Here is an 18,224-nt window from a genome sequence, read left to right on the forward strand (position 1 = left end):
CCTTCAACCATTGCGCCCGCGCCGATGCAAGCGCACATAGCGCGGCATGATCGATGGCGTGGAATGGCGGGTGAGCGACGGGCTCGTGTCCTATGAGGATGCGCTGGCCGACATGGAGGCGCGCGCTGCTGCCATTCATGAAGGCACGGCCGCCGAGCGCGTCTGGTTGCTCGAACACCCGCCCCTGTTCACGGCGGGCACCAGCGCCGACCCCGCCGAGCTGACAAATCCTGACGATTTCCCCGTCTTCGATGCGGGGCGCGGCGGACGCTACACTTATCACGGCCCCGGCCAGCGCGTCGGCTATCTCAACCTCGACCTCGCCAGACGCGGCAAGGACATTCGCTGCTTCGTGCATAGCCTCGAAGGCTGGATGATCGCCGCCCTCGCCCGCCTCGGTGTCGAAGCGCGCCGCGAAGAGGGCCGCATCGGCATCTGGACCGGCAGCGGCGCGGATGAAGCCAAGATCGGCGCCATCGGCGTACGCGTGAAACGCTGGGTCACGCTGCATGGCTTTTCGATCAACGTTGCCCCCGATCTGTCGCATTTCGGCGGCATCGTGCCCTGCGGCATTGCCGATTATGGCGTCACCAGCCTTGAAAAACTGGGGCTAGACGCGCGAATGGGGGCGTTGGATGATGCCCTGAAAGCAGAATTTTCCAACTTCCTTGCCGCGCTCGATGCGGCATCCAGTCGCAAAGGACAGACATGCGCACCCTGATCGTTCTTCCCATCCTCGCGCTCGCCGCCTGCGGCAGCGACGCCGAAAATGTCGTCGTCGAAAACGCCGCCGATGCGCCGCTCGACCTCGAAGATACCGGGGCCGATGTTACCGCGATCGATGCCGCAACCGGCGATGCCAGCGGCATGGCGGGTGAACCCGTCGACAACAGCGAGGAAGATTAAGGCAGGCCCAGAAGCTTGTGCGTCTGCAGCGACAGGCGCCATTCAGGACGCTGCATGACCTGCTCGATCGCAGCGAGCCGGGCGGCGTGGGCCTCCGCGCAATCCATGGGCTGCAGCAGGAAATGATCGAAATCCATCTTAGCCAGCGCGTCGAGATCGTACGGTTGCGGCCAGACCAGCTTCAGTTCGTTGCCCGATCGCTGCACCAGCTCGGATCCCGCCTTCGGGCTGACGCATAGCCAGTCGATCCCGTCGGGTGCCGCGATGGTCCCGTTGGTCTCGACGGCGATTTTGAAGCCGCGATGGTGCAGCGCATCGATCAACGCCGCGTCGAGCTGCAGCAGCGGTTCGCCGCCGGTGATCACCACCAGACGGTCCGGCATGTCGCCATCCCAGACCGCCGCGACCTGGTCGGCCAGGGCGTCCGCGTCATATTTGCCGCCATGTTGGCCGTCGATGCCGACAAAATCGGTGTCGCAGAATTGGCAGATCGCCTTGGCCCGGTCCTGCTCGCGACCGGTCCACAAGTTGCAGCCCGAAAAGCGCAGGAACACCGCCCGCGCACCCGTTTGCATCCCTTCGCCTTGAAGGGTCAGGAATATTTCTTTGACGCTATAGGCCACGGCGTTTCCGATAGGCTACTACCCAAGCATCCGCTTTCGCATCATTTTCATCACATAAGGTCAGATGAGGATCGAAAATCACCGATGATGCGCCAGCATTTTCTACGGCTGTTCCTAGCAGATGGCGTTCCCAATGGTGTAGCGGCCGTGTGACATCCAGCTTGAGTTTTGCGGGACGAAACAGAAACCACGGACTGCCGTTTGCCCTTTTCAGTGCCATACGGACCATTTCCTCGAGAATGTCGACGTCGCTCACCAGGGAATGACTGCAGGAAAACGGACCTTCTTCACTGGCTGTCGTGCCGTTTTTTGGATTGAGGACATGGACCTTGTTTGACGAAATCGTCAGCTCAAACGGTGTCGATAGACGCTCCAGAAACTTCACGATCATTGCGCATACCGCGTCGGATCGACCAGCCCCGCTTCGGCAAACCCCCCGCTGCGCAGGCGACAGCTATCGCACAGTCCGCAATGCATGAGGTCGGGCGTCGGGTCGTAGCAGCTCCAGCTCATGCCCGCATCAAGGCCTAGGCGCGCCGCTTCCCTGGCGATATCCGCCTTGGTCATGTGCTGGAGCGGCGCCCGGATAGTGAAGCCCGGCCCGCCGTCGGCTGCCTTGGTGCCCAGCGTCGCGACCTTCTGGAAGGCCTCGATGAATTGCGGTCGGCAATCGGGATAGCCCGAATAGTCGAGACTGTTCACGCCGATATAGATGTCGCGCGCGCCGCCGGCTTCCGCATAGGCAAGGCAGAGCGACAGGAACACCGTGTTACGCGCGGGCACGTAAGTGACGGGAATTTCGTTACTTACGCCGTCTTTTGGCACGTCGATATCGTCGGTCAGCGCGCTGCCACCGAAGACGCTGAGATCGAGCGGCAGCACCACGTGGCGTTCGACACCGACAGCCTTGGCGATCGCCTGGGCCGCCTGCAATTCGACGCGGTGGCGCTGATGATAATCGATCGTCAGCGCGAGCACGTCGTGACCGGCCTCTTTCGCCAGTCCCGCGCACACCATCGAATCCAGCCCGCCGGACAGAAGAACTACTGCTTTGCTCATGATGACAGCGCCCTTAGCCGCGCTTGGCCGTCCGCTTCAAGCTAGCAGGTACCGACGCGGCGCGCATGATATGTCGTGTGGAAGGGCAGCTGGCCCGCCACGCCCTGCGTTTCGATCCGCAGCGAACGCGGCGTGACGACACTCATCTTCACGCGGCCAAATCCGGCGCCCGAACAGGTGTAATGGATCAGCACGTCCTGACCCTGTTCATCGACGGTCACGCGCGTGCACTGGCGGGTGCGGTGGGCGACCTGCGCCAGCCGGCTCGGATCGCCGACGCACATGCGTATCGGGGCCGCGGGCGTACCGGGACGCGTGAGTTCCCATTCGCCCGCTTCGACATCGCGCAGCGCGTTGATGCCGCCCTGCGTTGCTGCAGGCGCTGTCATCACTGCAGCCAATGCCGCGCCAAGAGCCAAAATCCTTTTCATTACGCATCCAAGATAGGGGCGACTTAAAATGGATTAAAGACAATCGATCGGCTTTTTCGACAAATGGACCGATTGTCGTCCTAATTTCCGATGGATTCGGGAGAAATCGGGAAGTTGGTGGCGCAAAAGGCGCAATCGACCCGGATGAAGCCGTCGTCGCCGACCATTTCGACGCGTTCGCTTTCCGGGAATTTGGCGATCACCGATTCGATATAGTCGCGGCTGCAGCGGCAGCCTTTTTTATGGTCGACCGCCGGCAGGATCCGCACCTCGTCCTCTTCATGAAACAGCCGCCACAGCAGCTGGTCGAGACCCAGCTTGCGATCGGTCAGTTCCTCGCCCTTCACCGATCCGGCGAGAATGGCGACGTGCGGCCAGTCGGGATGGTCGAGCTTGGTATGCAGCCTGTCGCGGCCCTCTTCGCCTTCGGGCAAATGCTGGAACATCAGCCCGCCCGCGACCCAACCATCCTCACCCTTGTGCGCGGCCAGCCGGACAATCGAAGGAATCTGCTCGGACTGGGTGAAAAAGCTTTCCGCCGCCTGCGCCAGGCTCTCCCCTTCTAGCGGCACGACGCCTTGGTAGCGGTCGTCATTAGCCGGCTGATCGAAGGTGATCGCCAGGTAGCCTTTGCCGAACAACGAAAACAGCGTGGGATCGGCCGGCGCTTCGGCCAGCCGGTCGGGATCATGTTTGATATAGCCGCGCAGTTCGCCCGCCTTGTAGTCGCACACCATCAGATCGATGATGCCGCTTTCAGTCTGCGCCTGCATCGTCAGCTGCCCGTCGGGATCCTTGAGCAACGAGCCGAGGATAGCAGTCAGCGCCAGCGCCTCTGCCAGAAGCTTCTCGAGGACTTCCGGATAAGCATGATTGACCAATATCTCGTCGAGCACCGGCCCGAGGCGCGTCAGTCGGCCACGTGCGCCGCGGGTCGGCAGCATGGCGCCGATCGTCGCGTCCATCAGGATAGGCTTGGCCTCGCTCATGCTTCGGCGGGAATTTCGTACTCGCTCGCAGCCTTCGACAGGGTTTCAACAAATTCGCTGATATGGCTCTCATCGATATTGAGCGGCGGCAGGATCCGCACGACATTGTCGCCTGCAGCCACCAGCAGAAGGCCCTTGTCGCGCAGCCAGCCGACGAAATCGCGGCTCGTAACCTTGTCGGTCATCTTGACGCCGAGCATCAGTCCCATGCCGCGCACGCTTTCAAACATGTCGGGATGATTGCCGATCATCTGCTCGAGGCTCGAACGCAGTCGTTCGCCCGTCACCTTCACATGCTCGAGAAACTCGTCGTTGGCGACGACATCGAGGACCGCCTGGCATGCCGCCATGGCGAGCGGGTTGCCGCCATAGGTCGACCCGTGCGTGCCGAATACCATGCCGGCGGCCGCCTTTTCGGTGGCCAGGCAGGCACCGACCGGGAAGCCGCCGCCAAGCCCCTTGGCCGAAGCGAGAATATCCGGCTCGATGCCATATTGTTCATACGCGAACAGCGTGCCCGTGCGCGCCACGCCGCACTGGACTTCGTCGAGCGCCAGCATGAGGTCGTGTTCGTCGCACAACTTGCGCAGCCCCTGCATGAACTCCATCGACGCAGGACGGATACCGCCTTCGCCTTGCACCGGTTCGACCAGGAAACCCGCCGTCGTGTCGTCAATGGCGGCTTCGGCAGCTTCTAGATTGTCGAACTCGACATAGGTGAAGCCCGGCAGCAGCGGTTCGAACCCGTCGTGCAGCTTTTCCTGATTGGCCGCGCTGATCGTCGCCATGGTGCGCCCGTGGAAGGCGTTCTTGAAGGTGATCAGCGTCTTCTTGTGCGGATTGCCCTGCGCCACGTGATAGCGCCGCGCCGTCTTGATCGCGCACTCGACGCTTTCCGCGCCCGAGTTGGTAAAGAATACCGTATCGGCAAAGGTCAGGTCGACGAGCCGCTGCGCCGCCGCTTCGCCCTGCGGCGAGCCATACAGGTTCGACACGTGCATCAGCGTTGCCGCCTGATCCTGGATCGCCTTGGTCAGGTGCGGATGGTTATGGCCGAGCAGGTTGACGGCGATACCGCTGGCGAAATCGAGCCATTTTTCACCATTTTCGCCGTAGAGATAGGCCCCCTCCCCTTTGACCGGCCGGGTCGGGCAACGCGGGTAAACGGGCATGAGCGGCGTGATGGTCATAATCTCTCCGGGGAATCGCTTTGGCGTTATCGTTGCCCCGCTCCTATCGCCCCCTCTTGGGGCCCGTCAAAAGGAAAAGGGCGCCGCGTCGAAACGCAGCGCCCTCATTCGCTATTACCATTGCTACCGTATCGGCAGATCAATCATCGTCATGATGATCGTTGCGATCGTGCCAGCGGTCGTGCCTGCGATCATATTCCCGATCGCGGCGGTCGTAGCGGCGGTCGCGACGGTCGTAGCGGTCGCGGCGGTCATACCGATAGCGACGGCCTTCCCGCACTTCCTCACGCACGTCCTGGCGCAGGTCGCGAATATCTTCATGCAGATCGCGGATTTCGCCGCGGGTCAGCCCGCGATGGGTGCGCTTCCAGACCTTACGCTGCAGCTTGGTGGCCTTCTTGTCGAGCTTGCGCGCTTCCTTCCAGCTCAGCATGCCGCGATGGCTGAAGCGGTTAATGTCGCGGCGGATTTGCGTGATGTTGGCGATCAGGCGCTGCGCGCGCATTCGGTCGGCGCGGTGGTAATTGTAACCACGGTCATAGCGCTGCTGCTCATAACCGTAGCCGCGGTCGTAATATTGGGCACTGGCCGGGGCGGCCGCCATCATGGTGGCGCCGCTCGCTGCGGCCAGGGCGATCATCATCTTGCGCATGGCGGGTCTCCTTCTTGTGCCTTGCTACACTCTGGGAGACGTTTTGCGCCAAGCACGATGAGGTGACACTGAATGCCATTTTTAGGCGAGGTTCAGTTAGGCGACGTTCAGCTTCGCAGCTTCCATCCGGACTTCAGCAGCGCGAAACAGCCAAAGAACAGCAGGACGTTGAGACCGGTCAGTAGCCCGGCACCAAACATCACATTGCTATCGGCCGCGCCGATGAAGCCATAACGAAAACCGGAGATCACGTAGAAAAAGGGGTTCGCGTAGCTTGCCGCCTGAAATGTTTCGGGCAGTGCTTCGACCGAATAGAATGTCCCCGACAGCAGGGCGAGCGGCGCGACCACGAAATTGGTCACCATCGCCGCGTGATCGAACTTTTCGGCCCACAATGAGGTCATCAACCCGAAGAAAGCCAGCATCAGCGAGCCGAGAAAACCGAACAGCAGGATCGGCCAGATCGAAGCCGGCGTCATGTCGACGTCCGGCCACAGCCACAGCACCAGCCACACCGCGCCCCCGACCAGGAAGGCGCGCGTTACCGACGCCGCCACCAGCCCGGCAATGAGCTCGCCGATCGACAATGGCGGCATCAGGTAATCGACGATGGTGCCCTGTATCTTGCCGACGAGGAGCGAGAAGCTGGCATTGGCAAAGCTGTTCTGGATCATCGCCATGATGACGAGGCCGGGTCCGATGAAATCGGCAAAGCTCACGCCCAGTATTTCCCGGTCGCCGCGGCCGAATGCCACGGTGAAAATGATGAAATAGAGGAGCGCGGTGACGGCCGGTGCCCACACTGCCTGCATCTGCACCTTGAAGAAGCGTTTTACTTCCTTGGCATAGAGGGTCTTGAGACCGGCCCAATTGATCCCATCTAAGGAAGGATCGCCCGGAGGCCTAATTGTCCAATCGGGTGTCTTTTCATTCACGGCTCAAGCGCCTAAATGCTGGCTCGAGCCAAGACAATACGGGATTTTTCATGAGCTGGACCGAAGAGCGGATCGATCGCCTCAAGAAGCTGTGGTCGAAAGGGTCGACCGCAAGCGAAATTGCCGAGGACCTTGGCGGTGTCAGCCGCAATGCCGTGATCGGCAAGGCGCACCGCCTTGGCCTGGAATCGCGCCCCTCGCCGGTCAAGGGCGACAAGAAAAAGAAGGCTGCCGCCAAGAAAAAGCCGGCGGCCAAGAAGGCTGCACCCAAGAAAGCTGCGCCAAAGGCTGCACCCAAAAAGGCCGCCGCGCCCAAGAAAGCGGAGCCGGCCAAGGCTGCGCCGAAGGCCGAGCCGGAGACCGCGAAAGCAGCGGGGGCGGGCAAGGCCAGCGACAAGAAGAAGGACAACATGCAGTATCGCTCGGTCGGTCCCGGCGGCTTTATCCGCCAGGGCCCGTCGGATACTCAGGCACCGATCCCGCCCGCGCCGCCGCGCCGCCTGATTCCCGAAAAACCGTCGGAAGAAGTGGCGGACAAGACCTCGCTGCTTGACCTCAACGAGCGCATCTGCCGCTGGCCGATGGGGCATCCGGGCGAGAGCGATTTCCATTTCTGCGGCGAGCCCGCCAACCCGGGCTTCCCTTATTGTGTCGAGCATTGCGGCGTTGCCTACCAGGCGCAGTTGCCGCGCCGCGACCGCAAGCCCCCGCCTCCGCTGCCCTTCGGCGGCCCGCGGGTTCGCTGATCGGGCGACTGAACACGCTTCATTAAATAGGGGCCCCGGCAGGCAGGGTGCTTGCCGGGGCCCAGCGCAGGGTCGAGATGCGTTCCGCTTTCGTTACGCGTTTTCCATCTGCTTCTTGGACTTTGCGGAAGATTCGATCCGCTTGGTCGAGCCGCCGCCAATTTCGATCTGGCGCGGCTTCATGGCTTCGGGAATCTCGCGCACGAGGCTGATCGACAACAGCCCGTCGTGAAGGTCCGCATCGGTCACGCGGATATGATCGGCAAGCCCGAAGCGGCGCTCGAATTCGCGCGTCGCGATGCCGCGATGCACATATTCGGTACCGTCTTCATCGGTCCGCTTGCCCTTGACGATGAGCTGGTTCTGCTGCGCCGTGATCTCGATATCGTCGCGGCTGAAGCCTGCGACGGCGAGATCGATACGATATTCGTCATCGCCGACCATCACGAGGTCGAACGGCGGATAGTTGTCGCTGCTGCCAACGGTGCTCTCTTCGAGCATGTCGAACAGTCGATCAAACCCGATTGTCGAACGACGAAACGGTGAAAAGTCAAATGCACTTCGCATGGTATTGTCCTCCTATTTGAGCAACAGATGTCGAGGAGGAGCGCCGATCACCGGCGAACCGATCCTCGACTGCCGGACCCCTTAGGCATCCGGCGCGAAACATATGGGAAGAGCCAAAATCGGCGTCAAGCAGTTCGTCGATGAAATTGCACGTTTCGCCGCACGAGTGCCGATTTGTGAAAATGGCCAAAAGTGGCTTTTCTTTTGCAGCCCGTCGGCAGCCTTCCTATACCGGCATCAATGTCAGACCTGTTCGATTCAAAAACTCCCGCGACCGACGATTATGATGCTTCCGCGATCGAGGTGCTCGAAGGCCTCGAGCCGGTGCGCCGTCGTCCTGGGATGTATATCGGCGGCACCGATGCGCGCGCGCTGCATCACCTCGCCGCCGAGGTCATCGACAACTCGATGGATGAAGCCGTCGCGGGCCACGCCAACCGCATCGAGATCACGCTGGAGCCCGGCAACAGGCTGACCGTCACCGACAATGGCCGCGGCATTCCGGTCGATCCGCACCCCAAGCACAAGGACAAGAGCGCGCTCGAAGTCATCATGACGACGCTTCATTCGGGCGGCAAATTCGAGGGCAAGGCCTATGCCACCTCGGGCGGCCTGCACGGTGTTGGCGTGTCGGTCGTCAATGCATTGTCGACCGAGACCATCGTCGAAGTCGCCCGCGACAAGACGGTCTGGCGGCAGACCTTCGCGCAGGGCCACGCCACTTCGAAGCTCGAAAAGGTCGGCACGACGCCCAACCGGCGCGGCACCAGCGTGACCTTCACGCCTGATCCCGACATTTTCGGCAAGGACGCCAAGTTCAATCCCAAGCGCCTCCACGATCTTGCCCGATCAAAGGCCTATCTTTTCGCAGGCGTCGAAATTCGCTGGAAATGCGACCCCAGCCTGGCTGGTGACGACGTTCCCGAGACGGCCGTCTTCAAGTTCGAGAACGGGCTCGCCGATCACCTCACCGAACAGCTTGACGGGCGCGAGACGATTACCTCGCCCATTTTTGCGGGCACGCAGGACTTTCCCGACAATGAGGGCAAGGTGGAATGGGCTGTCGCCTGGCCCATCTGGACCGACGGTTTCCAGCGTTATTACTGCAACACGATCCCCACCCCTGACGGCGGTACGCATGAGGCTGGTCTGCGCGCGGCGCTGACCAAGGGATTGCGCGCGTTCGGCGAGCTGGTGGGCGAGAAGAAGGCCGCCAAGCTGACCGCCGATGACGTATTCGGCGGCATCGAGGCGATGCTAAGCGTCTTCATCCGCAATCCGCATTTCCAGTCGCAGACCAAGGATCGCCTGACCTCGACCGAGGCCGCGCGCTTCGTCGAAAATGCCGTGCGCGACCATTTCGACCATTATCTGGCCGACAATATGGACCGCGGCCGCGCGCTGCTGGGCAGCGTCATGGAGCGGCTCGACGAACGGCTGAAGCGCAAGGCGGAACGCGAAGTGAAGCGCAAGACGGCAACGTCCGCGCGCAAGCTGCGCCTCCCCGGCAAGCTCACCGATTGTTCGAAAGACGGCAACGAGGGCACCGAGCTCTTTATCGTCGAAGGCGACAGCGCTGGCGGCAGCGCCAAGCAGGCGCGCGATCGCAAGACGCAGGCCATCCTTCCGATCCGCGGCAAGATCCTCAACGTCGCCAGCGCCACCAAGGACAAGATTCGCGCCAACGCCGAAATTGCCGACCTCACGCTCGCGCTCGGCGCGGGGCTGCGTGACCAGTATGACGACGACGCGCTGCGCTATGACAAGATCATCATCATGACCGACGCCGATGTCGATGGCGCGCACATCGCCACTTTGCTGATGACCTTTTTCTTCAAGGAAATGCCCGACCTGGTGCGCAATGGCCGCCTCTATCTCGCGCAGCCGCCGCTCTACCGCCTGACCGCGGGCAGCAAGTCCCTCTACGCCCGCGATGATGCGCATCGCCGGCAGATCGAAGAAAACGAGTTCAAGGGCAAGAAAGTCGAAGTGTCGCGCTTCAAGGGTCTCGGGGAAATGAACCCCAACCAGCTCAAGGAAACGACCATGGACCCGGCGACCCGCTCGCTGATCCGCATCACGCTTCCCGCCGAATATCAGGACCAGCAGCCCGTCCGCGATATCGTCGAGCGGCTGATGGGTAAAAAGCCCGAGCATCGCTTCGAATTCATCCAGGCCGAGGCGGGCAGCCTCGATGACGAAGCGATCGATGCCTAACCCCCTTTTCGCGCGGGCCGTGAACGCCTAGATAATGGCGATGGATCGACGTCCTCGTCTCGCCAAGGTCACGCCCTTGCTGCGCCAAAAGTCGCCGCTGAGCGTGACGGCGCAGCTATTGATCCGCCTTGGCATCCTGTTCGCCTTGTTGTCGTTCATTGTCCTCGTTCACTGGATCGAGCGCGATGCCTTCGTCGACAATGTCGATGGCGAACTGTCCTTCGCGGACGCGATCTATTTCACCATGATTTCGGCGACGACGACGGGCTATGGCGATATCGTCCCCGTCACCGAGCGCGCGCGCCTGTTCGACGCGCTCGTGGTCACTCCGGCACGTATTTTCTTCATCTTCATCCTTGCCGGGACCGCCTATTCGTTCGTCATCAAGAGAAGCTGGGACAAATGGCTTATGCGACGCATCCAGAAAACGCTTGAAAACCACATCGTGGTGGCGGGCTATGGCACATCGGGCAAGGAGGCCGTCGACGAGCTGATCGCGCGCGGCGAAGACCCTACCAAAATCCTCGTCATCGATCAGGATGGCGAAGCATTGGCGCATGCCGAACGCCTCGGCTGCATCGTGCTCCAGGCCGATGCGACCCGCGACGCCACGATGGAAGAAGTGCGCCTGCGCGAAGCCGCGACCATGATCATTTCCGCCGGCCGCGACGACACCTCGATCCTGATCTGCCTGACCGCGCGCCATCTGTGCCCCAACTTGCCGATCAGCCTCGCGGTGCGCGCCGAAGATAACGAATTTCCTGCCCGCGCCGCCGGTGCGACCAGCGTCATCAACCCCACCAGCTTTGCCGGCCTGCTGCTCGCGGGTAGCGCGCACGGCATGGGAATTGCCGATTACCTGGCCGATCTGGCCAGCGCCAACGGCCGCGTGCGTTTGCACGAACGCACCATCGAAAAGTTCGAAGTCGGCAAGCCCTTGAAGGAAGTGGCGATCGGGCTTGGCGTGCGCATCCTTCGCGAAGGCCAGGCCATCGGCTTCTGGGAAGAAGGCGCGCAGGAATTGCAGGCGGGCGACAAGATCATCGAGATCATCCCAGGCTTCGCTTTTCCGCCCTGCAACTAGGCCGCTGAAACAACTGGCAATTCTCGCGCGTGCCCGCTAAAGGCGCGGCCAATCATGGCAACGCAAATTCCTTCCGCGCCCAAAGTGGGCATGGTGTCCTTGGGCTGTCCCAAGGCGCTGGTCGATTCCGAGCGCATCCTTACCAAGCTGCGCGCCGACGGCTATCAGATGAGCCCCGACTATGACGGCGCCGACGTGGTGCTGGTCAATACGTGCGGATTCCTCGACAGCGCCAAGGAAGAAAGCCTCGAAGCGATCGGCGAAGCCATCGCCGAAAATGGCCGCGTCGTCGTCACCGGCTGCATGGGCAACGAGGCCGATGTCATCCGCGCCAAGTTCCCGCAGGTTCTCGCCATCACCGGCCCGCAGCAATACGAAGAAGTCGTTAGCGCCGTCCACGAGGCCGCGCCGCCGGGCGTGTCGCCTTATGTCGACCTTGTCCCCCAGCCCGATACCAAGCTGACCCCGCGCCACTACAGCTATGTAAAGATCTCCGAAGGCTGCAATCACCGCTGCGCCTTCTGCATCATCCCGAGCATTCGCGGCGACCTCGCCAGCCGCCGTCCCGACGCCATCTTGCGCGAGGCCGAAAAGCTGGTCGCCGCGGGCACCAAGGAACTGCTGGTCATCAGCCAGGACACGAGCGCCTATGGCCTCGATCTCAAACACGCCAGCTATCCGCTGAAAGGTGGCGGCGAGGTGCGCGCCCACATGAACGATCTTGCCGAAGCGCTAGGGCGCTTGCGCACGCCCGACGGCGAGCAGCCCTGGGTGCGCCTCCACTACGTCTACCCCTACCCGCACGTCGACAAGGTCATCCCGCTGATGGCTGAGGGCAAGCTGACGCCGTACCTCGACATTCCGTTCCAGCACGCCAGTCCGAAGATCCTGAAGTCAATGAAGCGCCCTGCCGCCAGCGCCAAGGTGCTCGACCGGCTAAGGACATGGCGCGAGATCTGCCCCGACATCGCGGTGCGCAGCAGCTTCGTCGTCGGCTTCCCCGGCGAGACCGAGGAGGACTTCGAGTATCTCCTCGACTGGCTCACCGAAGCGCAGCTGGACCGCGTCGGTGCCTTCCGCTTCGAACCCGTCGAGGGCGCGGAGGCCAACCACTTTGCCGACCCGGTGCCCGAAGAGGTCAAGGAAGAGCGCTACGCCCGTATCATGGAGCACAGCGCCAAGATCAGCGCCGCCAAGCTGCAGGCCAAGATCGGCACCACCATCGATGTCATCATCGACGCGGTGGACGCGGATACTGGCGGCGCCACCGGCCGCAGCAAGGCCGACGCCCCCGAAATCGACGGCGAAGTCCACCTGCGCGACGCAGGACACCTCAAAGCTGGCGATTTTGCCCGCGTGGAAGTCGAAGACGCCGACGAACACGACCTGTTCGGCGCACCGTCCTAATCAAGAAAACTGGCGATGATGATTAGCGCCAGCCCAACGCCCCACACGCTGTAGAGGATCGCCACATACCAGCCGGTATTATTGGCAGACCTTTTCGGCCTTCTTCATTGGAGTTTCCGATCGATAAGAGTGCGACAGCGTGCCGTCACTCTTCAACGCCCCGTCACGCCCTTCGGGCCCGGCGGCCGCGAAATCAGGTCAGGCTACACTCACAAATTGCATCTGTCGGCCAGATCCTGCTCAGCCCGGTCATATTTGCGCTCTTCAAGCGCCTTGCGCGTGCGATTTATGAGAAATGAAAGCCGGTCGGAGGCATCGATGTCCAAGGTGGGCAGCGGCGTTTCGTCGTTGATCATCGTTTTTTCCTTTGTGTCTGCGGGATAGCGGGCAGTTAGTTAACGAATGGCCCTCGCGACGAAAAATCTAGCGGGTTATTAGCCTTCCTGCCGTCTTTGCAGCGACGCGCGCAAGGAACCCTCTTTTCTTCCGTTCGCTATGCTCCGGAAGGGAAAAGGGAAGACAATATGGGCGCCGGACACGATCACTCCCTGCATCAAAACAACGAAGGCAAAGTCGCGATCGCTGCGGGGCTGACTGGTATATTCATGGTTGCCGAAGTGGTCGGCGGCATCATTTCCGGGTCGCTGGCGCTGATTGCCGATGCCGGGCACATGCTTACGGACTTTGCATCATTGCTGCTGGCCTGGCTTGCGTTTCGGATTGGTCGTCGCCCTGCTGACTGGAAACGCACCTACGGCTTTGACCGATTTTCCATACTCGCGGCATTCGTCAACGGACTGTCATTGTTCGCGATTGCCGCATGGATTATCTACGAGGCGATCAAGCGCCTACGGGACCCGCACGCGATTGAAGGCGGATTGATGCTCGGCATCGCGGTGGTTGGCTTGATCATCAACATCGTCGCCTTTTACATCCTCACCCGCGGCAAGAAGGAAAATCTCAACATTCGCGCAGCTGCGCTTCATGTCGCAGGCGATCTGCTCGGATCGGTTGCGGCCATCGTAGCTTCAATCGTCATTCTCCTTACCGACTGGACGCCGATCGACCCGATACTATCGGTGTTGGTTGTCCTCATCATCTTGCGTTCGGCATGGAACGTTGTCCGCGAGAGCGGTCATATTCTGCTCGAAGGTGCACCCGAGGGCTTCGACCGGCGAGAAGTCATTGCCCAGCTCAGCGCGCTCGAAGGTGTCCATTCCATCGACCACGTCCATGCCTGGTCCGTGACGCAAGAGCGGCCCGTTGTCACGATGGAAGTCACACCGCAGGCCAATGCCGATGCAAACGCGGTCAAGCATGCAATCAAGGACTGGCTCCGCCGCGAGTTCAATGTCGATCACGCGACCGTCGAGATGCGCAGCCCGACATCATAGGGTCACGCCTGCTACCCATCGCGACGCGAAAAGCGCCATTGCAAGCCGCCATCGCTTCAACCATCGTGGCGACCATGAAGACTGTTCTCGTTGCGCTAGCCGCTCTTGCTCTTACCGCCCCCGCCATGGCGGCATCGCCTCCCGTCTTTCCGATAAGCGACACCGAGAATGTCGCGCCCGACTACCCTCGTATCCTCCCCATGCGCGAACGCGCCGAGGTTATCGATCGCATCCTTGAAGAACGGCTCGACACCATCATTCCCAAGATCATGCGCGAGCAGGGCATCGACATGTGGCTGCTGATGAGCCGCGAATATTTCGAGGACCCAGTGACCGCCTCGATGCTCGATGCCAATTCGATGAGTGCGCGGCGGCGCACGATCCTCATCTTCCACGCCCCGGGCGACGGGCAGCCCGTCGAACGGCTCACGGTCAGCCGCTACGGGCTAGCCGATCTGTTCGAACCAAGCTGGGATCCGGCGGTCGAGCCCGACCAGTGGAAGGCGGTCGCGGACATCATCGCGGATCGCGATCCCGACAAGATCGCCGTCAATTATAGCGACCTCAAGGCCTTTGGAGACGGCATGACGCTGAGCCAGTACCGCCTGATGATGGCGGGGCTTCCGGAGCAGTACCAGAAGCGCATCGTTTCAGGCGAAACTCTGTCGGTCCGTTGGCTTGAAGAACGCGTGCCGAGCGAGCTCGAAATCTATCCCGGCATCGTGCGTCTGGCCCACGCGATCATCGGCGAAGCCTTCAGCCGCCACGTCATCACGCCGGGCACCACGACGGCTGACGATGTGCGCTGGTGGATGCGCGACCAGATGGCCGCCAATGGGCTTACGCCATGGTTCCACCCTTCCGTGTCGATCCAGCGCGAGGGTGTCGAGGGCATGATTTCAGGCGACGCGGTCATCATGCCGGGCGATCTGTTGTGGACCGATTTCGGCATCACCTACCTACGCCTCAATACCGACACGCAGCATCTTGCTTACGTCCTGAAGCCTGGAGAAACCGACGCCCCCGCAGGGTTGCGCCAGGGCCTCGCGAACACCGTCCGCCTCGGCGATATTCTGCGCGAAAGTTTTCGCACCGGAGATACCGGCAACGACATCCTGTTCCGCGCCCGCGAGCGCGCCATCGCGGAAGGGTTGGATCCCTCGATCTATTCGCATCCCATCGGCTTGCACGGCCACGGCGCGGGCACCGCGATCGGCTTCTGGGACAACCAGCAGGGCGATCCGCGCAGCGAGTATCGGCTACGCGCCAATACCGCCTGGTCGATCGAATTTACCAATTACACCGCGGTGCCCGAATGGGGCGGACAGCGGGTCGATTTCCGCAGCGAGGAAGACGCCTGGTTCGATGGTAATACCGTCCGATATCTTGACGGTCGGCAGTCCGAATTCCACCTGATCAGCAGCGAATAGGCCTTAATAAAAGGCCCGGCTTCGATAATATTTTCAAGAAAAACTGAACCGATTGCTTAGCCCATACGTAGTTGCAATGACCGCAAAAAAGGGGTCGTTACGGAGAAGCAACTATGACTAAACTTATGATCGCCGCAGGCGCTGCCTTGGCCGGCGCCGTTGGACTTACCGGGGCGGCGCTCGCCGATCACCCCTATGCCTTTACCGGCACGATGTTCGAAACGACTCTTTCCGGTGCCGCCGAAGTGCCCGGACCGGGTGACCCCGACGGCAGCGGCATCACCAAGCTGTGGCTCAACCACGGCCAGAGCGAAATCTGCTACGAGATCATGGTCACCGACATCGCTCTACCGGCAACCGGTGCGCACATTCATGAAGCGCCGGCTGGATCGTCAGGCGGTGTCGTCGTCGGCTTGGCGGCGCCCAACGCCGATGGTGCCAGCATGGGCTGCACAATGGTTGACCAAAATCTGATCAAGGAAATCCGGAAGAACCCGGCCGACTATTATATCAACATCCACAACGCTGAATATCCGGCTGGCGCGGTGCGCGGCCAACTGCGGAAGAAAAACCGCTAGATTGCATTGAAGCGTTGCGAGCGGGGGCGCGGCCAACCGGCGGCGCCCCCGTTTCTTTACCAAGGGTCTTGGAATCTTGTCGACGGAGTGACTATCTCAATGGCCATGACCGATCTTTTAAAAGCCGACAAAGGCCAGCCCGCAACAACGATCCACCTCGTCGACGAAAACAGCTTTACCGATTGGCGCGCCGCGCAGCCTGCGCGCGTGCGCACGCTCCTCGATGCCCGCCGCTTCGACGGCAAGACGGGGTACAGCAACATCATCATCCCGGGTGACGGTGAAGACGAATGGTCGGTGGTGACGACGGTCGCAAATGTCGATGAATTGTCGCCATGGTGCCTGGCCAAGCTGGCGCAGGTCTTGCCGGGCGGCACCTACCGCCTTGCCGATGACCGTCACCCTGGCCCGGCAAAGCTGGGGTGGATACTCGCCCAGCACCGTTTTGATATTTATCGCAGCGAGCCGGAGGAGCCGGCGGGTCCCCGCGTCCTGTTGGCGAGCGACGTCGCCGACATGGAGCGCACCGCACGGCTGGCCGATGCGACTACGCTGGTGCGCGACCTGATCAATACCCCCGCCGACGATATGGGGCCCGCGCAGATTGAAGAGGTCATCCGCAAGCTTGGCGACAAGCATGATGCGAGCGTGACCGTCACCAAGGGCGACGGGCTCGAACAGGGTTATCCCATGATCCACGCCGTCGGTCGCGCTGCCGCCAAAGGGCGCGAGCCGCGCCTGGTCGAGCTCGAATGGGGCCGCAAGGACGCGCCGCGCATCGCCATCGTCGGCAAGGGCGTCGTCTTCGACACAGGCGGCCTCAGCATGAAGACGGGTCGGGGCATGGCGCTCATGAAAAAGGATATGGGCGGTGCCGCGCACGCCATCGCGCTGGCGCGCGTGGTGATGGAAAGCCGCCTGCCGGTGCGGCTGCACCTGCTGATCCCCACGGTGGAAAACAGCGTCGATGCCAACGCCATCCGCCCGAGCGATATCATCAAGAGCCGTAAGGGCCTCACCGTTGAAGTCGACAATACCGATGCGGAAGGGCGCCTGATCCTCGGCGATGCGCTTACCAAGGCTGGTGAAAGCGAGCCTGAGCTGATCATCGACTACGCAACGCTGACGGGCGCGGCGCGCGTAGCGCTCGGCCCCGACCTGCCGCCCATGTTCGCCAATGACGACGATCTCGCGAAGGATCTCGAAGACGGGGCCGAGCAGGAGAGCGATCCGATCTGGCGGATGCCGTTGTGGTCGGACTATAACAGCATGCACAAATCCACCATCGCCGACATGGTCAATTCGGGCGGTTCGCCCTTCGCCGGATGCATCACCGCGGCGTTGTTCCTGCAACGATTCGTGCCATCCGAGATCGCCTGGGCGCATTTCGATACGTTCGGATGGATGCCCAATGCCAAGCCGGGTCGGCCAAAGGGCGGCGAGGCCTACGGCCTGCGCGCCGCCTTCGCGATGCTGGAGCAACGCTTCACCGCGAAATAATTTCTATTTGCTTGATACGACAGCGTAATTTTTGGCGGAGATGCAACCAAAAGACGCGCGGTCAGTTGCTTTACCGAATCAAAGTTCGAGGCGAAGGAAATAGGATGGGAACCCTATCTTTGGCCGGATGGAACAGGGCCCTGACACAATATGTGCGTTCAGGGGCGCCCGATCTTACCAACCGGCAAATGGCATTGCTGCTGACGGTTTATCTTACCCCCGGACCGCACACCGTGCGCGGTCTGGCGCGCAAGCTCGACGTTTCCAAACCTGTCGTCACTCGCGCCTTGAATACGTTGAGTTCCCTCGGCTATCTGAAGCGCGAGCGAGACCAGGACGATCGCCGCAACATCTTCATCGTCCAGACGCAAGACGGGGCAAAATTTCTTGAAGAATTCGAAGCCTATCTCGGGCAGGAAGGAAACGGCGTCGCCAAACAGCGATCCGACGAGCGCGTCTTCGTCGCCGCCGAATGAGAGTTTTCCGCTAACGCCTAGCGGCGATCTCCCCGATCCC

At 61.5% G+C, this 18,224-nt stretch carries 21 protein-coding genes; 11 read left to right on the forward strand and 10 right to left on the reverse strand.

What is annotated here, in order from left to right; all coding sequences use genetic code 11:
* The first annotated feature begins 46 nt into the window (after window positions 1-46).
* Both lipB and NUX07_RS08175 read left to right on the forward strand, forming a co-directional pair.
* Window positions 47-721 carry a lipoyl(octanoyl) transferase LipB gene (gene lipB / locus NUX07_RS08170; RefSeq protein WP_265530079.1) on the forward strand — a complete coding sequence of 225 codons (675 nt, stop codon included), beginning with the start codon at window positions 47-49 and terminating at the stop codon, window positions 719-721.
* Window positions 709-906: a hypothetical protein gene (locus tag NUX07_RS08175; protein ID WP_265530080.1), complete on the forward strand. Its 198-nt coding sequence runs from the start codon at window positions 709-711 to the stop codon at window positions 904-906. Before lipB ends, NUX07_RS08175 begins: the two co-directional genes overlap by 13 nt.
* Here NUX07_RS08175 and queE read toward each other — a convergent pair.
* The 8 genes from queE to NUX07_RS08215 form a co-directional block, all read right to left on the reverse strand.
* The gene (gene queE, locus NUX07_RS08180) at window positions 903-1,529 is read right to left on the reverse strand and encodes a 7-carboxy-7-deazaguanine synthase (protein WP_265530081.1); all 627 of its coding nucleotides are present in this window, start codon (window positions 1,527-1,529) and stop codon (window positions 903-905) included. The genes NUX07_RS08175 and queE overlap by 4 nt on opposite strands.
* The gene (locus NUX07_RS08185; protein WP_265530082.1) at window positions 1,519-1,920 is read right to left on the reverse strand and encodes a hypothetical protein; all 402 of its coding nucleotides are present in this window, start codon (window positions 1,918-1,920) and stop codon (window positions 1,519-1,521) included. Before NUX07_RS08185 ends, queE begins: the two co-directional genes overlap by 11 nt.
* Window positions 1,917-2,588, reverse strand: a complete 672-nt coding sequence (gene queC / locus NUX07_RS08190) for a 7-cyano-7-deazaguanine synthase QueC (RefSeq protein WP_265530083.1) — start codon at window positions 2,586-2,588, stop codon at window positions 1,917-1,919. The genes NUX07_RS08185 and queC overlap by 4 nt, the downstream gene beginning before the upstream one ends.
* Window positions 2,589-2,629: 41 nt before the next feature.
* Window positions 2,630-3,019 (reverse strand): DUF3617 domain-containing protein, encoded by a 390-nt coding sequence (locus tag NUX07_RS08195; RefSeq protein WP_265530084.1) that lies wholly within the window; start codon window positions 3,017-3,019, stop codon window positions 2,630-2,632.
* An 80-nt stretch (window positions 3,020-3,099) separates the two neighbouring features.
* Window positions 3,100-4,008 (reverse strand): Hsp33 family molecular chaperone HslO, encoded by a 909-nt coding sequence (hslO, locus tag NUX07_RS08200; RefSeq protein WP_265530085.1) that lies wholly within the window; start codon window positions 4,006-4,008, stop codon window positions 3,100-3,102.
* Window positions 4,005-5,198, reverse strand: coding sequence for an aspartate aminotransferase family protein (locus tag NUX07_RS08205; RefSeq protein ID WP_265530086.1), 1,194 nt, complete (start codon window positions 5,196-5,198; stop codon window positions 4,005-4,007). Before NUX07_RS08205 ends, hslO begins: the two co-directional genes overlap by 4 nt.
* Before the next feature lie 139 nt (window positions 5,199-5,337).
* Entirely contained in the window at window positions 5,338-5,850 is a 513-nt protein-coding gene (locus tag NUX07_RS08210; RefSeq protein ID WP_265530087.1) for a hypothetical protein, read from the reverse strand.
* Between the two features lie 107 nt (window positions 5,851-5,957).
* Complete coding sequence (locus NUX07_RS08215) at window positions 5,958-6,785, reverse strand: ABC transporter permease (protein WP_265530088.1); 828 nt, start codon at window positions 6,783-6,785, stop codon at window positions 5,958-5,960.
* A gap of 50 nt (window positions 6,786-6,835) precedes the next feature.
* Here NUX07_RS08215 and NUX07_RS08220 point away from each other — a divergent pair, with 50 nt between their 5' ends.
* The gene (locus NUX07_RS08220) at window positions 6,836-7,531 is read left to right on the forward strand and encodes a GcrA family cell cycle regulator (RefSeq protein ID WP_265530089.1); all 696 of its coding nucleotides are present in this window, start codon (window positions 6,836-6,838) and stop codon (window positions 7,529-7,531) included.
* A gap of 93 nt (window positions 7,532-7,624) precedes the next feature.
* On the opposite strand, the gene NUX07_RS08225 is transcribed toward NUX07_RS08220, so the two are convergent.
* Complete coding sequence (locus NUX07_RS08225; RefSeq protein ID WP_265530090.1) at window positions 7,625-8,098, reverse strand: Hsp20 family protein; 474 nt, start codon at window positions 8,096-8,098, stop codon at window positions 7,625-7,627.
* A 240-nt stretch (window positions 8,099-8,338) separates the two neighbouring features.
* Here NUX07_RS08225 and parE point away from each other — a divergent pair, with 240 nt between their 5' ends.
* From parE to rimO, 3 genes are read left to right on the forward strand one after another with little or no spacing between them, the layout of a single operon-like run.
* The gene (gene parE / locus NUX07_RS08230; protein ID WP_265530091.1) at window positions 8,339-10,315 is read left to right on the forward strand and encodes a DNA topoisomerase IV subunit B; all 1,977 of its coding nucleotides are present in this window, start codon (window positions 8,339-8,341) and stop codon (window positions 10,313-10,315) included.
* Window positions 10,316-10,355: 40 nt separating this feature from the next.
* Window positions 10,356-11,399: a potassium channel family protein gene (locus tag NUX07_RS08235; protein ID WP_265530092.1), complete on the forward strand. Its 1,044-nt coding sequence runs from the start codon at window positions 10,356-10,358 to the stop codon at window positions 11,397-11,399.
* Window positions 11,400-11,453: 54 nt separating this feature from the next.
* Window positions 11,454-12,806, forward strand: coding sequence for a 30S ribosomal protein S12 methylthiotransferase RimO (gene rimO, locus NUX07_RS08240; RefSeq protein WP_265530093.1), 1,353 nt, complete (start codon window positions 11,454-11,456; stop codon window positions 12,804-12,806).
* A 209-nt stretch (window positions 12,807-13,015) separates the two neighbouring features.
* Here the strand turns inward: rimO and NUX07_RS08245 are convergent, their stop codons facing one another.
* Window positions 13,016-13,162 carry a hypothetical protein gene (locus NUX07_RS08245; RefSeq protein WP_265530094.1) on the reverse strand — a complete coding sequence of 49 codons (147 nt, stop codon included), beginning with the start codon at window positions 13,160-13,162 and terminating at the stop codon, window positions 13,016-13,018.
* Window positions 13,163-13,258: 96 nt separating this feature from the next.
* Between NUX07_RS08245 and NUX07_RS08250 the strand changes: the two genes are divergently transcribed.
* From NUX07_RS08250 to NUX07_RS08270, 5 genes are all read left to right on the forward strand, one after another.
* Window positions 13,259-14,200, forward strand: a complete 942-nt coding sequence (locus NUX07_RS08250; protein WP_265530095.1) for a cation diffusion facilitator family transporter — start codon at window positions 13,259-13,261, stop codon at window positions 14,198-14,200.
* Window positions 14,201-14,274: 74 nt separating this feature from the next.
* Window positions 14,275-15,630 (forward strand): M24 family metallopeptidase, encoded by a 1,356-nt coding sequence (locus tag NUX07_RS08255; RefSeq protein WP_265530096.1) that lies wholly within the window; start codon window positions 14,275-14,277, stop codon window positions 15,628-15,630.
* Between the two features lie 113 nt (window positions 15,631-15,743).
* A complete protein-coding gene (locus tag NUX07_RS08260; protein WP_265530097.1) occupies window positions 15,744-16,208 on the forward strand; it encodes a CHRD domain-containing protein in 465 nt (154 codons plus the stop codon).
* A gap of 105 nt (window positions 16,209-16,313) precedes the next feature.
* A complete protein-coding gene (locus NUX07_RS08265; protein ID WP_265530098.1) occupies window positions 16,314-17,708 on the forward strand; it encodes a leucyl aminopeptidase family protein in 1,395 nt (464 codons plus the stop codon).
* A gap of 104 nt (window positions 17,709-17,812) precedes the next feature.
* Window positions 17,813-18,184, forward strand: coding sequence for a MarR family transcriptional regulator (locus tag NUX07_RS08270; RefSeq protein ID WP_265530099.1), 372 nt, complete (start codon window positions 17,813-17,815; stop codon window positions 18,182-18,184).
* The last annotated feature ends 40 nt before the right edge of the window (window positions 18,185-18,224 follow it).

The organism is Sphingomicrobium marinum (assembly GCF_026157105.1).
Taxonomy (GTDB): Bacteria; Pseudomonadota; Alphaproteobacteria; order Sphingomonadales; family Sphingomonadaceae; genus Sphingomicrobium; species Sphingomicrobium marinum.

Coding starts and splice junctions, on each gene's coding strand:
- lipB (WP_265530079.1), top strand. CDS start 47: ATGATCGATGGCGTGGAATGGCGGGTGAGCGACGGGCTCGTGTCCTAT.
- NUX07_RS08175 (WP_265530080.1), top strand. CDS start 709: ATGCGCACCCTGATCGTTCTTCCCATCCTCGCGCTCGCCGCCTGCGGC.
- NUX07_RS08185 (WP_265530082.1), bottom strand. CDS start 1,920: ATGATCGTGAAGTTTCTGGAGCGTCTATCGACACCGTTTGAGCTGACG.
- queC (WP_265530083.1), bottom strand. CDS start 2,588: ATGAGCAAAGCAGTAGTTCTTCTGTCCGGCGGGCTGGATTCGATGGTG.
- NUX07_RS08195 (WP_265530084.1), bottom strand. CDS start 3,019: ATGAAAAGGATTTTGGCTCTTGGCGCGGCATTGGCTGCAGTGATGACA.
- hslO (WP_265530085.1), bottom strand. CDS start 4,008: ATGAGCGAGGCCAAGCCTATCCTGATGGACGCGACGATCGGCGCCATG.
- NUX07_RS08205 (WP_265530086.1), bottom strand. CDS start 5,198: ATGACCATCACGCCGCTCATGCCCGTTTACCCGCGTTGCCCGACCCGG.
- NUX07_RS08210 (WP_265530087.1), bottom strand. CDS start 5,850: ATGCGCAAGATGATGATCGCCCTGGCCGCAGCGAGCGGCGCCACCATG.
- NUX07_RS08220 (WP_265530089.1), top strand. CDS start 6,836: ATGAGCTGGACCGAAGAGCGGATCGATCGCCTCAAGAAGCTGTGGTCG.
- NUX07_RS08225 (WP_265530090.1), bottom strand. CDS start 8,098: ATGCGAAGTGCATTTGACTTTTCACCGTTTCGTCGTTCGACAATCGGG.
- parE (WP_265530091.1), top strand. CDS start 8,339: ATGTCAGACCTGTTCGATTCAAAAACTCCCGCGACCGACGATTATGAT.
- NUX07_RS08235 (WP_265530092.1), top strand. CDS start 10,356: ATGGATCGACGTCCTCGTCTCGCCAAGGTCACGCCCTTGCTGCGCCAA.
- rimO (WP_265530093.1), top strand. CDS start 11,454: ATGGCAACGCAAATTCCTTCCGCGCCCAAAGTGGGCATGGTGTCCTTG.
- NUX07_RS08245 (WP_265530094.1), bottom strand. CDS start 13,162: ATGATCAACGACGAAACGCCGCTGCCCACCTTGGACATCGATGCCTCC.
- NUX07_RS08255 (WP_265530096.1), top strand. CDS start 14,275: ATGAAGACTGTTCTCGTTGCGCTAGCCGCTCTTGCTCTTACCGCCCCC.
- NUX07_RS08260 (WP_265530097.1), top strand. CDS start 15,744: ATGACTAAACTTATGATCGCCGCAGGCGCTGCCTTGGCCGGCGCCGTT.
- NUX07_RS08265 (WP_265530098.1), top strand. CDS start 16,314: ATGACCGATCTTTTAAAAGCCGACAAAGGCCAGCCCGCAACAACGATC.
- NUX07_RS08270 (WP_265530099.1), top strand. CDS start 17,813: ATGGGAACCCTATCTTTGGCCGGATGGAACAGGGCCCTGACACAATAT.